Origin of the sequence: Sphingomonas sp. Leaf257, assembly GCF_001422185.1 — a bacterium.
Taxonomy (GTDB): domain Bacteria; phylum Pseudomonadota; class Alphaproteobacteria; order Sphingomonadales; family Sphingomonadaceae; genus Sphingomonas; species Sphingomonas yabuuchiae.
This window is the reverse complement of sequence record NZ_LMMH01000034.1, coordinates 405,252-420,665: the sequence shown is the minus strand read 5'-3', so window position 1 is coordinate 420,665 and position 15,414 is coordinate 405,252. Positions and strand designations below refer to the sequence as shown.

10 protein-coding genes are annotated in these 15,414 nt (G+C 65.1%); 5 read left to right on the top strand and 5 right to left on the bottom strand.

The features are described from left to right. The first annotated feature begins 101 nt into the window (after nucleotides 1-101). The 5 genes from ASF14_RS17825 to ASF14_RS17805 all read left to right on the top strand — a co-directional run bounded on the left by ASF14_RS17825 (nucleotide 102) and on the right by ASF14_RS17805 (nucleotide 5,367). Nucleotides 102-863, top strand: coding sequence for an IclR family transcriptional regulator (locus ASF14_RS17825; RefSeq protein ID WP_236697125.1), 762 nt, complete (start codon nucleotides 102-104; stop codon nucleotides 861-863). A gap of 163 nt (nucleotides 864-1,026) precedes the next feature. Next, complete coding sequence (locus ASF14_RS17820; RefSeq protein ID WP_056438484.1) at nucleotides 1,027-2,112, top strand: DUF475 domain-containing protein; 1,086 nt, start codon at nucleotides 1,027-1,029, stop codon at nucleotides 2,110-2,112. 78 nt (nucleotides 2,113-2,190) lie between these two features. Beyond that, complete coding sequence (locus tag ASF14_RS17815) at nucleotides 2,191-2,982, top strand: Crp/Fnr family transcriptional regulator (RefSeq protein ID WP_082442318.1); 792 nt, start codon at nucleotides 2,191-2,193, stop codon at nucleotides 2,980-2,982. Beyond that, nucleotides 2,979-3,179: a hypothetical protein gene (locus ASF14_RS17810; RefSeq protein ID WP_056438181.1), complete on the top strand. Its 201-nt coding sequence runs from the start codon at nucleotides 2,979-2,981 to the stop codon at nucleotides 3,177-3,179. The genes ASF14_RS17815 and ASF14_RS17810 overlap by 4 nt, the downstream gene beginning before the upstream one ends. Nucleotides 3,180-3,249: 70 nt before the next feature. After that, a complete protein-coding gene (locus ASF14_RS17805; RefSeq protein WP_056438179.1) occupies nucleotides 3,250-5,367 on the top strand; it encodes a M3 family metallopeptidase in 2,118 nt (705 codons plus the stop codon). A gap of 141 nt (nucleotides 5,368-5,508) precedes the next feature. On the opposite strand, the gene ASF14_RS17800 is transcribed toward ASF14_RS17805, so the two are convergent. The 5 genes from ASF14_RS17800 to ASF14_RS17780 are packed head-to-tail and all read right to left on the bottom strand — an operon-like array spanning nucleotide 5,509 to nucleotide 15,316. Next, nucleotides 5,509-7,587, bottom strand: coding sequence for a glycoside hydrolase family 97 protein (locus ASF14_RS17800; RefSeq protein WP_056438176.1), 2,079 nt, complete (start codon nucleotides 7,585-7,587; stop codon nucleotides 5,509-5,511). Then, nucleotides 7,584-9,197 (bottom strand): alpha-glucosidase family protein, encoded by a 1,614-nt coding sequence (locus tag ASF14_RS17795; RefSeq protein ID WP_056438173.1) that lies wholly within the window; start codon nucleotides 9,195-9,197, stop codon nucleotides 7,584-7,586. Before ASF14_RS17795 ends, ASF14_RS17800 begins: the two co-directional genes overlap by 4 nt. Then, nucleotides 9,197-10,990 (bottom strand): alpha-amylase family glycosyl hydrolase, encoded by a 1,794-nt coding sequence (locus ASF14_RS17790; RefSeq protein WP_056438170.1) that lies wholly within the window; start codon nucleotides 10,988-10,990, stop codon nucleotides 9,197-9,199. Before ASF14_RS17790 ends, ASF14_RS17795 begins: the two co-directional genes overlap by 1 nt. Continuing rightward, a complete protein-coding gene (locus ASF14_RS17785) occupies nucleotides 10,987-12,513 on the bottom strand; it encodes a tryptophan halogenase family protein (RefSeq protein WP_056438168.1) in 1,527 nt (508 codons plus the stop codon). Before ASF14_RS17785 ends, ASF14_RS17790 begins: the two co-directional genes overlap by 4 nt. 55 nt (nucleotides 12,514-12,568) lie before the next feature. Continuing rightward, nucleotides 12,569-15,316 (bottom strand): TonB-dependent receptor, encoded by a 2,748-nt coding sequence (locus ASF14_RS17780; RefSeq protein ID WP_056438165.1) that lies wholly within the window; start codon nucleotides 15,314-15,316, stop codon nucleotides 12,569-12,571. Between the last annotated feature and the right edge of the window lie 98 nt (nucleotides 15,317-15,414).

Genomic DNA, 15,414 nt, shown 5'->3' with positions numbered 1-15,414 from the left:
GCTATATAGGCGCGCGTATCGGCTAATGAGAATGGATGACGGTCGCGTTTGGACGGTGACCGGGACGGAGGGAATTTTTGGTCAGCGAAGCGCCAGAAGTCTTGGACGATAAGCGGCTCTACCGCGCCCCGGCGCTGGAAAAAGGGCTCGATATCTTGGAGCTGCTGGCCGCCGAGGACCTGCCCTTGACGATGAGCGCGATCGTCACCCGTCTCGGCCGGTCGACGGGCGAGCTGTTCCGGATGATCCAGGTGCTGGAACATCGCGGCTATGTTTCGCAGGGGCCGGACGGTTATGTCATGACCTCTCGCCTGTTCCATCTGGCGCTGAAGCGTCCGCCGGTGCGCAGTCTGATGGAACAGGCCCTGCCCGAAATGCGGATGCTGTCCGACCGTATCGGCCAGTCCTGCTACCTCGCCATTCCCTCCGGCGCGGCATCCTCGGTCATCGCGCGAATGGAGGCCAATACCTCGGTCGGCTTCTCGGTGCGTGTCGGCTATCGCCGCCCGATCCATGAGACCCCGTCGGGGCAGCTGCTCTATGCCTTCCAGCCGGATGAGACACGGGCCGAATGGGACGGCCTGTTCGACCCGCCCCTGTCGAATGAGCGTCGTGCGGCCCTGATCGCGACGACGGATGCAATTCGCTCTCAGGGCTTTGTGCAGACGGATAGCGCCGAACTGCCCGGCATGGTCGAACTCGCCGTGCCGATCATGCGCGGCGGGCGTGCCGTCGCCGTGCTGACCGTGCCCTTCATCCGCATTACCGACGCGACGGTGGATGTCGACCAGGCGCTGGCGGTGCTGCGTGCGACGGCGACGCGCATTTCCGAACAGCTGATCGGAAACGACGCCCGTATCTGAAGCCCGCGCCTGACGGCGGCCTGATCCCGACTTGTCCCGGCGCCTCTTCGCGGCGATAGGGTCGGTGCCCGATTGAACAAATCCGACGAGCCGGACTTTAGTCCCGATCGTCGGAGCGCCACGCCATGCGATCGATCGGACAGGTACAGGGGACCGTCAGTTGCTGTTGAAATATTATAAGGGATCGCTTCTGTTCACATTGCTCTGCCTGGCCATCGCCGCCTGGCTGGGCTTTCAGAGCACGGGAACGGTCCCCGGTACGCTCGGCATCTTGTGGATCGTGCTGGTGCTCGGCGTGCTGGAGGTGTCGCTGTCCTTCGACAACGCCGTCGTCAACGCCACCGTGCTGCGCGACATGGACGACAAATGGCGCCACCGCTTCCTGACCTGGGGCATCATCATCGCCGTGTTCGGGATGCGCATCGTCTTCCCGCTCGCCATCGTCGCGATCGCGGCGCATCTGGGGCCGATCGAGGCGGTGAAACTCGCGGCGGGCGATCCGGTGCGTTATGAGCAGATCATCACCTCCGCCCATGTCGGTATTTCCGGTTTCGGCGGCAGCTTCCTGGCCATGGTCGGCCTGAACTTCTTCCTCGACGACGAGAAGGAGGAGCATTGGCTGCCCGTGATCGAACGCCCATTGGCCGCGCTGCGGGACATTTCGGGGCTGGCGACCGGCATCGTCCTGCTGGCGCTCTACGCCATTTCGCGGTTCATCCCGGCAGACGACGCGATGACCTTCATCACCTCGGGCATTTTCGGCCTGCTGACCTATATCGCGGTCCATGCCATCGGCGTGTTGCTGGGCAGCGACGGCGATGCGGCGACGGGCGCGGCGGCGCGGTCGGGCTTCGCGGCGTTCCTGTATCTCGAGGTGCTGGATGCCAGCTTCTCGTTCGACGGGGTGATCGGTGCGTTCGCGCTGTCGAACAATCTGTTCATCATCGCGCTGGGCCTGGGCATCGGGGCGATGTTCGTCCGCTCGATGACGATCATGCTGGTCGATCACGGCACGCTCGCGCAATATCGCTATCTGGAGCACGGCGCCTTCTATGCCATCGTCGCGCTGGCGACGATCATGCTGCTGTCGGTGCGGTTCCACATTCCCGAGACAATCACGGGCCTGATCGGCGCGACGCTGATCGGTCTGGCCTTCTGGGCTTCGGTCCGCAGCAACCGCAAGGCGCCGCAGGACTTGCCGCATGGTGGCGATCCGGTGCAGGCGGCGGGGAAGCCGATCGGCGACTGACGCCGTGATCGTGTCGCTTGCGGAACACTTTGCCCATGCGGGGGATTTCCCTTCCGAACGCTGGGCGAGGGACAGGTCATGTCGGTTTCTGCAATCGATACGCGACGGGAGCAAAGGCGCGCCGATGACGGGCCGCTGCTGACGGAATTGTTCCTGAAGGGGCGGGGGCGCGACACCATGACGGCGGAGGACGTCTCGAAGCTGGAGGACAGCGTCGAGGAGGTTCGAGCCATCCCCGCCCGCACCATCGTCATCCGCCAGGATGAACGGGTTCGCTACAGCAGCCTGCTGCTGGAAGGCGTGATGTGCCGGTACATGGACGACCGACAGGGCAACCGCCAGATCGTCGCCTTTCATGTCCCCGGCGATTTCGTCGATCTGCACGGCTTTGCGATGCGCCATCTGGACCATGACATCGCGACGCTGACCCCCGTGCGGGTCGCACTGGCGGGACATGATCGGCTGGAACGGATCGTCGCCAGTTATCCCCGGCTGACGCGGTTGCTATGGTTCTCGACGCTGCTCGACGCGGCGATGCACCGGGAATGGGTGTTCCGGCTGGGGCGGCTGGAGGCCGATGGTCGCGTCGCGCATCTGTTCTGCGAGCTTCACGCGCGGCTGGCCATGGTCGACCTGGTTCGCGACGGCGTGTTCCGTTTCCCGGTGACCCAAATCGATCTGGCGGAGGCGGCGGGGATCACCCCGGTGCATCTCAACCGCGTACTTCGCTCGCTGCGCGAGCGGGGGCTGATGACCTTTCGCAGTGGGGAGGCGCATATTCTCGACCTCGACATGCTGGCCGCGCTTGCGGATTTCGACCCCGGCTATCTCTATGGCGGCGGCCCGACTCTGGACAAGCCGGGCGCATGACCCCGCTCGGCGATCCAGGCAGCCCCTATCACGGCGTTCATGACGATGCAGGCGTGGCGACCGCCGAATGCGGGGTCGTCATGCTCGACGGGCCCAATGGCGTGGCGGTGGCGATGACGCCCGCTGCGGCGCGTGCCACCGGCGAAGGGCTGATGGCGGCGGCCCGACTGGCAGAGGCGCAGGGCGGCGTGGGATAGGTCACAAGACTTTACCCACCGAAACACGGGCTTATGGTGATGATGCGCCTTTCATGACCGGGAGTTCACATTGCGTCATCTGTCCCTCGCCGCCGCCCTGGCGGCTTTGTTGAGCACGTCCGCCATGGCGTCTCCGCCCCAGGCCGTACAGGCACCCGCCACCAACCCCCTGATCGCGCCATGGACCGGCCCCTATGGCGGAGTACCGCCCTGGGACAAGGTGAAGCCCGAGCTGTTCCCGGCGGCGTTCGAGGCCGCGCTCGCCGAGCGCAAGCGTGACTATGATCGGATCGCCAACAACCCGGCCAAGCCGAGCTTCGTCAACACCTTCGTGCCGATGCAGAATGCCGGACAGACGCTGAACCGCGTGATGACGCTGTTCGGGGTGATGACGGGCAATATGAACACGCCGGCCTATCAGGCGCTGGACCGCGAATGGTCGCCCAAGCTGTCCAAGGCGTCGGACGAAATCACCTTCAACCCTAAGCTGTTCGCGCGGATCGAGGCGATCTACAAGGCGCGGGACACCAGCGGCCTGGACGCGCAGCAGAAGCGGCTGGTCACGCGCACCTATGATAGCTTCGTACGGCAGGGCGCCAAGCTGACCCCGGCCCAGAAGGCGGAACTGTCCGCCTTCAACCAGAATCTGGCGATCAACTTCAGCGAGTTTTCGCAGCGGCTGCTCGCCGACGAAGGCACCGCGATCATCGTCACCGACGAGGCGCGGCTGGCAGGCTTGCCCGACAGCGTGAAGGCGGTGGCCAAGGCGGCCGCGGCCGAGCGGGGGCAGCAGGGTTGGGCGATCGTCAATACCCGGTCGGCGGTCGATCCGGTGCTGACCTTCGCCACCGATCGCGCGCTTCGCGAGCAGGTGTGGCGCGCCTTCACCAAGCGCGGCGACAATGGCGATATCAACGACACCAAGGCGACCATCGCCCGCATCGTGAAACTCCGCGCCAACCGCGCACATCTGCTGGGCTTCAAGACCCATGCCGACTGGCGGATGCAGGATACGATGGCCAAGACCCCGGCCGCCGCCATGGACCTGATGATGCGCGTCTGGCCCGCCGCCAAGGCCCGCGTCGCCGAGGAGGTCCGCGACATGCAGGCCATTGCGGATAAGGACGGGGCGAAGATCACCATCGAGCCCTGGGACTATCGCTTCTATCAGGAGAAAGTCCGCAAGAGCCGCTACGACCTCGATCAGGCCGAGCTGAAGCCCTATTTCGAGCTGAACAACATCATCCAGGGTTCGCTCTATGCCGCGAACCGGCTCTACGGGCTTGAGTTCAAGGAGATCACCGGCACGGTCCCGGTGTTCGAGCCGAACATGCGCGTCTGGCATGTGACCCGCGACGGCAAGGAAGTGGGCCTGTTCTACCGCGACGATTTCGCCCGGACGGGTAAGCGCTCGGGTGCCTGGGCGAACACCTATCGCGGCCAGCGCAATCTGCCGCCGGTGCAGAATGTCCTGTCATCGAACAACAACAACTTCGCCAAGGGCGCGAAGGGCGAGCCGGTGCTGATCAGCCTGGACGATGCCGAGACGCTGTTCCACGAATTCGGCCATGCGATCCACGCGATGCTCCAGAACGTCACCTATCCGGGACTGGCGGGCACGCCGCGCGACTTCGTGGAATATCCCAGCCAGGTGAACGAGCATTGGCTGCTGACCCGCGACGTGCTGGATAAATACGCCCGCCACTACAAGACCGGCCAGCCCATGCCGCAGGCGCTGCTCGACAAGATCAAGGCGTCGGAGACCTTCAACCAGGGCTTCGCGACGACCGAATATCTGTCTTCGGCGATCGTCGACATGAAGCTGCACACCATCCCCGATGGGATCGTCGATCCCGCGGCATTCGAGGCGGCGACGCTCAAGGAGATCGGCATGCCGAAGGAACTGGTGATGCGGCACCGCCTGCCGCAATTTAATCACCTGTTCTCCTCGGACAGCTATTCGGCGGGCTATTACAGCTATCTCTGGTCGGAGACGATGGACGCCGACACCTTCGCGGCGTTCGAGGAAGCGGGCAGCCCATGGGACAAGACGACGGCGGACCGCTTCGCGCGGATCCTGTTGTCGACGGGGAACGAGACCGATCGCGCCGAGGCGTATCGTGCGTTCCGGGGCCGCGACCCGGATGTGAACGCGCTGCTGAAGCAACGCGGCTTCCCGACAAAATAACTTCCAATCCTCCCCATCGTCAGATGGGGAGGGGGACCGCGGCCGAAGGCCGTGGTGGAGGGGCATGGCCGGTCCGTCCGCCCCTCCACCATCGCTGACGCGATGGTCCCCCTCCCCAAGCAAGCTTGGGGAGGATTTGGATCAGAGCGCCTTCAACCGGATCGCTTGGCCGCCGCCCGGCGCGAGGGAGAGGGTCAACGTGTCGCCCTTCTTCACCCGCCTGGTCTCGAACGCGATCGAATGGCGCGCGTCGGTGGCATAGGTCGCGCCGGGGCCATCCTTGTAAACCTGCGCCTCGTAACGCTTGCCCGGATCGAGGAAGTCGAGCGTGACGGTCAACTCCCGCGCATTCTCGTCGGTGATCGACCCGACATACCAGTCGCGGCTCTTGCGATCACGCCGCGCAAAGGTGACGTAATCGCCGACTTCGCCGTTCAGCACGCGGCTATCCTCCCAGTCCACCGGCACATCCGCGATGAAGCGGAACGCTTGCGGGTATTTCGCATAATTCTCAGGCGTGTCGGCCGCCATCTGTACCGGCGAGTAGAGCACCACATAGAGCGCCAGCTGCTTGGCGATGGTCGACTGGATCGGGCTGTTGTCGCTGCCGGTCAGGCTGAGCACGCCCGGCGTGAAGTCCATCGGACCTTCCAGCATCCGGGTGAAGGCCAGGTTGACCTCATGCTCAGGCGGGTTCTTGCCGGGCCAGGCGTTATACTCCATCCCCCGCGAGCCCTCGCGCGCCAGCCAGTTGGGATAGGTACGGCGCAGGCCGGTGTCCTTGACCGGCTCGTGGGAGTCGATCGACACCTTGTACCTGGCGGCGGCCTGCAACACGCGGAGATGGTGGTTCACCATCCACTGGCTTTCATGCCATTCGCGGCTCACCGAGCCGTCTGCGTTCACCCGCTCGATCTGCCCGGCATCGGCGACATAGCCGGTCTTGACCACATGCTCGCCATGATCGGCAGCAAATTTGAACGCCGGATCGAACTGGCTCTCATAATGGCTGACCGCGCCGCCGGTCTCGTGGTGGCCGATCAGCGAGACGCCCTTGGACTTGGCGTATGTCGCCAGCGCATCGGCATCGAAATCCTCCACCGGGGTCGCGAACTGCATCGCCGAGCCATTGCCCGCCCAGTCGCCGTCCCAGCCGATATTCCACCCCTCGACCAGCACGCCGGGGATGCCGTATTTCGATGCGAAGTCGATATAGGTTTTCACATTCGCCGTGGTCGCGCCGTGGCGGGGCCCGCGTGCCCAGCTCCATTCGCCCTTGATCATCTTCCACCAGACGCCGACGAACTTGCCGGGCTTGACCCAGGACACGTCACCCAGCGTGTTGGGCTCGTTCAGGTTGAGCATCAGATGGCTCATGTAGAGCCCGCCCGCATCCGGTGCGATCAGGAGGGTCCGCCACGGCGTCGTCCAGGCACCCGTTTTCACCACCTTGGGTGCGCCCGAGCCGGGGGTGAGGACCGCCTTGAAGCTGTTCCCCTCGGTCTTCATCAGCCCCATGCTGGCATAGTCGACCAACGCCGCCTCATGGATGGCGATATGGGTGCCGTCGTCCAGCTTCATGGTGATCGGCGTCGCCGCCGTGCCGACCGCTGTGATCGGCGTGCGGTTGTAGAGATATTCCTCGCGGTTCCACAGGAAGGCGGGCTTCCACCACGCCGTCCCGTTCTGCGCGATGTTGAACTCGGTCAGCTCCTCGGCGATGTTCGCTTTGGCCAAGGCCTGCTGCTCGGGAAATTCGTAGCGGAAGCCGACGCCGTCGTCCTGCACCCGGAACACCACGTCATAGCGGCGGTGGAGCGCGCTCGATTCCATCAGGCGGACGCGCATCTCGCGGTGATTGTCGCGGATGGTGCGCCACTCGCCCCAGGGCTGGGTCCAGCTGGTGTCGGACTTGGCGTGAGTAACCGCCTCGATCTTCAGGCCGCGTTCGATCTTGGGCGCGTCGGTGAACATCATGCCCAGCCGCGACGGCGCGACGATCGCCTTGCCGTTCCGCGCGATCATATAGACCGCGCGACCGTCATTGTCCGTCGAGACCTGCACCGTGATCTTGCCGTCGGGCGAGGTTTCGACTGCATCGGGCTGGCCCGCGGGCTTGGCGAATTTGAACGTCTCGTTGACCGCCGGATCGGCGGGGCCGTTCTGGGCCTGTGCCGCACTGGCGATCAGGCCGAGGCCGATGGCAATGGTCGTCTTCATGCAGTCATCTCCCGGATCGCCGCCCCGAACGCGCCCAGGCGTTCGTCGGCGGCGTTATTGATCTGGACCAGCACCCGCTGCCCATGCGGCAGGGCAGGGGGCAGGGTCACGGGCGTATCGCCCAGATTGAACAGGCAGAGCAGGCGCTGGTCGCCCTCGCGCCGCTCGAAGGCGAGCAGCTGATCGTCGGCATGGAGCAGCGTCAGGTCGCCGACCGCCAGTGCAGGCGTTTCGGCCCGAAGCCGGACGAGGCGGCGGGTGAGGTTCAGCAAAGAGTCCGGGTCACCGTCCTGACGGTTGACCGCGAGCGCGGCATGATCCGGCCCGACCGGCAGCCAGGGTTCGGAGTCCGAGAAGCCTCCGTTAATGGCATTGCTGCTCCACGGCATCGGCGTGCGCACGCCGTCGCGCGACAGGGTCAGCGGCCAATTGGCGATCGCTTCCGGATCGACCAGCCGCTCGAAGGGGACATCGACCTGGGTCAGCCCCAGCTCCTCACCCTGATAGACGAAGGCATTGCCGCGAAGCGACAGCAGCAACAGCATCTTCATTCGCGCAAAGGCATCACGGTGTTCGGGCGTCGTCCAGCGCGACACGGCGCGCGGCGCGTCATGATTCTCGAACGCCCAGCTCGGCCAGCCCATGCCTGGCTCGGCGGGCCATTTCGCCACCGCCTCCGCGACAATGCGCGGGGTCAGCCGATCCGCATAGAGGAAGTCGAAGCCGTAAGCCGTATTCAGCCGGTGGTCCCCGGCGGTGAACAGCTTCATCTCGCGATCGGCCTCGTCGCCGCCGACCTCGGCCACGGTGAAGCGGTCGCCATACTCATCCAGCGTGGCGCGGATACGCTCGAGGAACGGCACGATGTCGGCGTGGCTCTGGTTATAGAGCTTCAACTGGAAGTCGAACGGGCGGGTGCGTGTCTTGCCGGTGTCGGGCGCGGGCGGGTTATCGCGCATCGTCGGCTCGTGCATCATGAAGTTGATCGCGTCGAGCCGGAAGCCGTCCACCCCCCGGTCCAGCCAGAAGCGCGCCGTCGCCAGCAATTCGGTCTGCACCTCGGGGTGGTGGACGTGAAGTTGCGGCTGCTCCTTCAGGAAATTGTGGAGATAATATTGCCCACGCCGGGCGTCCCAGGTCCAGGCGGGGCCGCCAAACACCGACTGCCAATTGGACGGCGGCGAGCCGTCGGGCTTGGCATCGGCCCAGACATACCAGTCGGCGCGGGCATTGGTGCGGCTGGACCGGCTTTCGGTGAACCAAGGATGCTCGTCGGAGGTGTGGCTGTACACCTGATCGATGACGACCTTCAGCCCCAGTTCGTGCGCCCGCGCGACCAGCGCGTCGAAGTCAGCGAGCGTTCCGAAGATCGGATCGACATCGCGGTAGTCCGCCACATCATAGCCGAAATCCTTCATCGGCGAGGTGAAGAAGGGCGACAGCCAGATCGCATCCACGCCCAGGCTGGCGACATGGTCCAGCCGCGCGGTAATGCCGGGCAGGTCGCCGATGCCGTCGCCATTGCTGTCGGCGAAGCTGCGCGGGTAGATTTGATAGATCACCGCGCCCTTCCACCAGGGGCGCGCGGGCTTATGGGCAGTCTCGGTCATCAACGGCTCTCCGCCGCGCAGACGGCATAGCCGAAAGCGGGCAATTCCAACATCAGGCTCCCCGGCGCGGCGGCGGTCGGGGCACAGGTGCCGGCCATGGTGGCGAAACGTTGCGATGCCGTTTCAACCTGCACGGCCTGAGCAAGAGGCTTGGCCGAGGTGTTGAAGGCGATCACATATTCGCGCCCCGTGGCGGGATCGAAGCGCGACACCGCGAACAGGCCCGGCGCATCGCCGCGCGCGCGGATCACCTGCCGCCCTCGCGTGAGCGCGGGATTGGCGGTGCGCAGCCGGGCGAGGGTCGCGATCTCGCGGTAGAGCGGATGGCTGGGCAGGAAGCTGTCGGTCGCGGTCGTCTTGGACGTGCCGACCAGCCTGTTGTCGTTGTAACTGGCGACCTTGCTGGCGAACATGTCCTCACGCGCGTCCTGGTCGTTGCCGTCGCCCGCGAAACCCTGTTCGTCGCCCGAATAGATGGTCGGCACCCCGCGCAGCGTCAGCAGCATGGCGTGGCCGAGTTCGACCCGCTTCAGGATTTCTTCGTCCGAAGCATCGGGGTTCGCGACCCGCACGTCGCGCGCGAAGCGGCCATGGTCGTGATTGCCCAGAAAGGTCGGCAATATGTCCGCCGTCGCCTCGCCCTTGGCGTACAACACATCGCCCTCGAACAGGTTGGAGAGGACGCGGGTCGGCTTGTTCTCGGCGACCGTCTGGATCACCGCGTTCATGAAGGCGAAGTCGAGAACCGCCGGATAATCGGCAATCTTGGTCCACCGGGCCAGCGCACCCGGCTCCATTCCCGCCGTCACCTCGCCGAAGATATGGAAGTTCGGAATGCCCTTGGCCTTGGCGCGGTCCAGCATGGCGGGGACGAAACTGCGCCAGAACTCCGGGTTCACATGCTTGGCGGTGTCGATGCGAAAGCCGTCGATGCCGAACCGGTCGATCCAGCTGCCGTAAATGTCGATCATGCCCGCAATGACGCGCGGATTTTCGGTGTAAAGATCGTCCAGTCCCGAAAAGTCGCCGGTGGTTGAGCTTTCATCCTCGAAGCTCGTATTGCCGCGATTGTGATAATAGATGGGGTCGTTGAGCCAGGCGGGGGTCTTGGCGTTCTTCTCGGCTGCGGGCACGTAGGGCGTATAAGCGTAGTTCGGGTCGGTCAGCTTCGCGAAGTTCGCCGTCGTCTGCACGTCGTCACCCAGAAAGCCTGGATTGATCGCCGCGCCCCTCACGCCGCCGTGCCGCTGATAGGGGTAGGTCGCACGGTCGCGATACGGGCAGGGCGAGCCCTCGGCGCATTCGCGATACTGGATCACGTCCGCCGTATGGTTGACGATGATGTCCATATAGACCTTCATCCCCCGGCCATGCGCGGCTGCGATGAAGGCGCGCAGGTCCGCCTCGCTGCCCAGATGCGGATCGACCGTGGTGAAGTCGGTGATCCAATAGCCGTGATAGCCCGCGCTTTCCTGGCCCTTGGCGCCCTGCACGGCCTTGTTCTTGAAGATCGGCCCCAGCCAGATCGCGGTCGCGCCCAGCCCCTGGATATAGTCGAGCCGTTTGGTCAGCCCCTTCAGGTCGCCCCCATGGTAGAAGCCCTTGTGCGTCGGATCGAAACCGGTGGTCAGCGGCCCGCCCTTCAACCCGCCGCGATCATTGGTGGTGTCGCCATTCTCAAACCGGTCGGGCAGGACGAAATAGATTACCTCGTCCTGCGGCAGGCGTTGGCGGTAATCCTGTGCGGCGAGCGGCGTGGCGGTCGCGAGGAGCGCGAGCAGCAGCGTCTTCATGCAAAAACCTTTGGGGCAGGGGCGGCGCAATGCGCGGCGAGGAAGGCGTCGTGCGTCGGCAGCCGGGCGGCCACCTGCGCGGCGTGACGCCGGGTGAGGCTGAGAAAATCGTCGAGCTCGTCCGCCGACAGCGTATCGGCGAGCGCATGATGTGCGGCCGGGATGATGCCCTGGCCGATCATAACCTGCACCCAGGCGGGTTCGGCGAAGAGTTCCTCGCCCTCCCGGCGAAACCGACCGTTCGCGCGGAACAGCGCGATGCGGGCGGCAAGGCTCTCGGGCAGGGGCACCGCCCGGCGCTCGGTCCAGAAGGGCTCGGGGCGGGTATTGGCATGGTAATGCAGGATCAGGAAATCGCGGATCGCCAGCCACTCGGCCGCCGTCTCGCGGTTATAGGCATCGATCTCGACCGCTGGCGGGATCGTCCCCGGCCAATAGTCGAGCAGCCGCGCGATACCCGACTGGATCAGATGGATGCTGGTCGACTCCAGCGGCTCCAGAAACCCGGCCGCCAGCCCGAGCGCGACGCAGTTCCCGACCCAGGCACGCCGCCGCCGTCCGGTGGTGAAGCGCAAGCGGCGGGGTTCGCCCATCGCCTCGCCGTTCAGCGCGGTCAGCAGGCGATGGGCGGCTTCGTCCTCTGACAGATGGCGGCTGTCATAGACCAGGCCATTGCCGGTGCGGTGCTGAAGCGGAATGCGCCAGCGCCAGCCTGCGCCATGTGCGATCGCACGGGTATAGGGGGGCAGGGGGCTGGTCCGCTCGCCCGCCACCGCCAGCGCGCGGTCGCAGGGGAGAAACTCGGACCAGTCGTCGAACGGCTCGGCCAGCGTCTCGCCGATCAGCAGCGCACGGAAACCCGTGCAGTCGATGAATAGGTCGCCCGCATGGGCCTGACCGCCGTCGAGCACGACATGGTCGACCCGCCCGCCCGGCTCGCGCGCGACCGAGGCGATGCGCCCCTCCACCCGTACCACGCCCGCTGCCTCCGCATGACGGCGAAGCAGCGTGGCATAGAGGCTGGCGTCGAAATGATAGGCCCAGGCCAGCCCGCTTGGCAGGTCGGGACGGCCGGGATCGGGAGCGAAGCGGCCCGCCATGGCGGCTTGCGCGCTCGGCATATGGCCCCAGAGCGAGGCCGGGTTCGCCGCCCCGCCGCCGCGCAGCCAGTAATGATGGAAGGGAACCAGGCCCAGGCCACGCCCGATGCTGCCAAAGGCGTGGAGATAGCCGCTGCCTTCGCCCGACCAGCCCTCGAACCGGATACCCAACTTGAAGCTGCCGTTGGTCGCGCGGAGGAACTCGGCCTCGTCCAGCCCCAGCATCTGGTTGAACAGGCGGATACCGGGAATGGTAGCCTCACCGACACCTACCGTTCCGATCGCGTCGGATTCGATCAGGGTGATGCGGGTGGACGCTGGTGCGAACCGGGCAAGGGCCGCTGCCGCCATCCAACCGGCCGTGCCGCCGCCGACGATCACGACCCGTTGAGCGATATGGTCTGCGGAAGGGGCGGCGTCCATGCGGCGTCTCACGAAACCCGCGCCGATCGTTGGATCGGCGCGGGAAATAGGGTCATCAGAAGCGATAGGTAAACCCGGCCAGGAACCGGCGGCCATAGCTCTGATAGTCGATCACCTCGTCACGGCGACCGGCATTGGTGGTGACGAACGGGGTGTCGGTCAGGTTCTGGCCCTGCACGAAGATCGACAGGCCCTTGAACGTGCCCTCCTGGAAGTCATAGCCGATCTGGCCGTCGACGATGGTCTCGTCGATCGCGCGGCGGCGGACACGGTTGGCGCCGAAGCCCGACAGCTCACCCACGAAGGTCGAGCGGTAACGGACCGAGCCACGGATATTCAGGCCCCACTTCTCGAAAAAGGCGGTGCCGTTCGCCACCCAGCGGGAATAGCCGGGAATATCTTCGGGCTCGCCACCGGGCGTCGGGGTGATCTCGGTCTTGGTGTAGGAGCCGCCGCCCGTCAGGCCGAAGCCATCGAGGAAGCCGACCAGCTGACCCAGCGGCAGCGTGCCCGCCAGCTCGACGCCGTAGATCTTGCCGCCGGTGCCGTTGATCGGGCGGGTGATGCGCCCTTGCGTCGGGATGCCAGCGGGCAGCGAGGCGGGCAGGGGCAGGCCGGTATAGTCGTAAGGCTGCTCAAGATTGTATACGAAGCTCTTGAGATCCTTGTAGAAGCCTTGTGCCGCCAGATAGCCGCGCGTGCCGAAATATTTCTCCACAGTCACGTCGAACGAGTTCGAGCGGATCGGGCGCAGATACGGATTGCCGCCATTGCCCGAGATCAGGCCCTGCTGCGCATCGAAGCCATAGGACAGGGCGACGCGCATATCGTCGAAGCGTGGCCGCATCATCTGGCGCGCGGCGGCGACGCGGAACACCCAGTCGGTCGGCAGGCGCAGCGAAAGGTTGGCGCTGGGCAGGATGTCCCAATAATCGTCGCCTTGCGCGATGTTGGTATAGCCGGTGCCGTTATAGATCAGCCCGCGCGACTTCTGCTCGGTGCCGACCGCCTGCACGCCGATATTGCCGGTCAGCTCGGCCGTGCCCAGCTGCGCCTTCAGGTCCGCCTGCAGATAGGCGGTCATCAGATGCTCGGTGGTGGTGTACGCCTTGGCGGGCACGTCGGGGCTGGTGTTCGGCGTCAGCACGATCACGCCACCCGCAAGCAGCGCGCGCGGATCATAGCTGAGCATCGGCCCCAGACCCAGATAGGTCAGGTCGGTCGGCGTCTGTCGATATTGCTGGGGCAACGGTGCGATGGTCGCACCGTTTGGCAGGGTGACGAACGACTCGTTGGGCGCCAGCGACTTGGCGTGATCGGTATAGTTCAGGCCGAAGCGAAGCGCGCTGACGATCGGCGTCTCGACCTGGCGTTCGATCTCGACCCGGTACTGCTTGATCTCGTCGCGGATCTGGCGGTCGTTGAAATAGCCCGTCTGCCGCGTCGAGCCGCCCCAGCCCAGCGGATCGGTCAGCTGGATCAGGTTGGGGTCGGAATAGTTCAGCGTCGGCTGGAAGACGGTACCGTTGCGGCCCGTGGTGAAACCGATCGTGTCGGTCGCGCCGACGCCTTGGCCATAGCCGGTGCCGCTATAGGTCTCGAGCGTGATCTCGTCGCGATCGGTCTTGGAATAGCTGAGGTCGATGAACGCGCTCCAGCCGTCATCGCCCTTATACTTGCCGTTGTAACCGAACGAATAGAGCTTGGCCTTGCGCTGGAACGAGTCGTTGCGGACGACGCCCTCGACCCGGTTGAACGTGCCCGAGGTGACGAGGCCGTTATTGACCACCGCATTGGTCAGCGACGTGCCCGAACCCCATTGCAGTGGCAGTTCGATACCGCGCTTGATCTGGTCGTCGTCGAAGTCGGAATAGAAGCCGTCCAGCGTGCTGGTGAAACTGTCGCTCATCCGCCACTGCACCGTGCCCGACAGGCCCAGCCGCTTCAGCGTGGTCGAGGTGACATAGGATTTCGAACCGCCGATGACGTCGACCGGCTGGCCGCCGACCGTCGTCTGCGCATAGCCCCAGGCATTGCCTTCCTGAATCTGGTACGGTTCGTTCAGGTAGCTGGCCGACAGAGCGACGCCGATCGTGTCGTCGGCGAACTGGTCGACATAGGTCGCGCTGGCGCGGTAGCCGAAGTCTTTCGACCCCGCATTCAGCTTACCGATATCGGCATAGGTGCCACGCGCGCCGACCGAGATCACACGCTTGCCGTAATCGAGCGGACGGATGGTCTTCAGATCGACGGTGCCCGACAGGCCCTGGCCGATCAGCCCGGCATTGGCGGTCTTGTAGATCAGGACCTGGTTGACGACTTCGGCCGGATATTGGTCATATTCGACGGCACGGTTGTCGCCGGTCGACGTCTGCTCGCGGCCGTTCAGCAGCGTGGTCGAGAAGTCGGGGGCGAAGCCGCGGATCGAGATGGCGTTGGAGCGCCCGTTGACCCGCTGCGACGTGACGCCGGGCAGGCGGGCGATGGACTCGGCGATCGAGGCGTCGGGCAGCTTGCCGATATCTTCGGCTGAGACGGACTCGACGACCAGATCGCGGTTTTTCTTCTCGGCGACGGCGTTTTCTAGCGCGGCGCGGAAGCCGGTGACGACGATATCGCCCGGTTCGGAATCCGCCTGCGCCTGCTCGGCGGCGGTGTCGGTCTGGGCATTGGTGGCGGGCGCGGGCACGACCGCGACGCTTTGCGCGAAGACCGGTGCAGCCACGATCATGGCCAGCGTGCTGACCCCGAGCTTCAGGAACGAGCGCGCGGCATTGGCCGGCGCCACAGGGCGAACCGTCATGAAATCCCCTCCAGGAAACCCCGTCATCATTCAAAGGACGGGTATGGTTGTTGCCCCTCCTGTGAAATGCCGCGCGATGAAAAGGAATAATGCCGCAT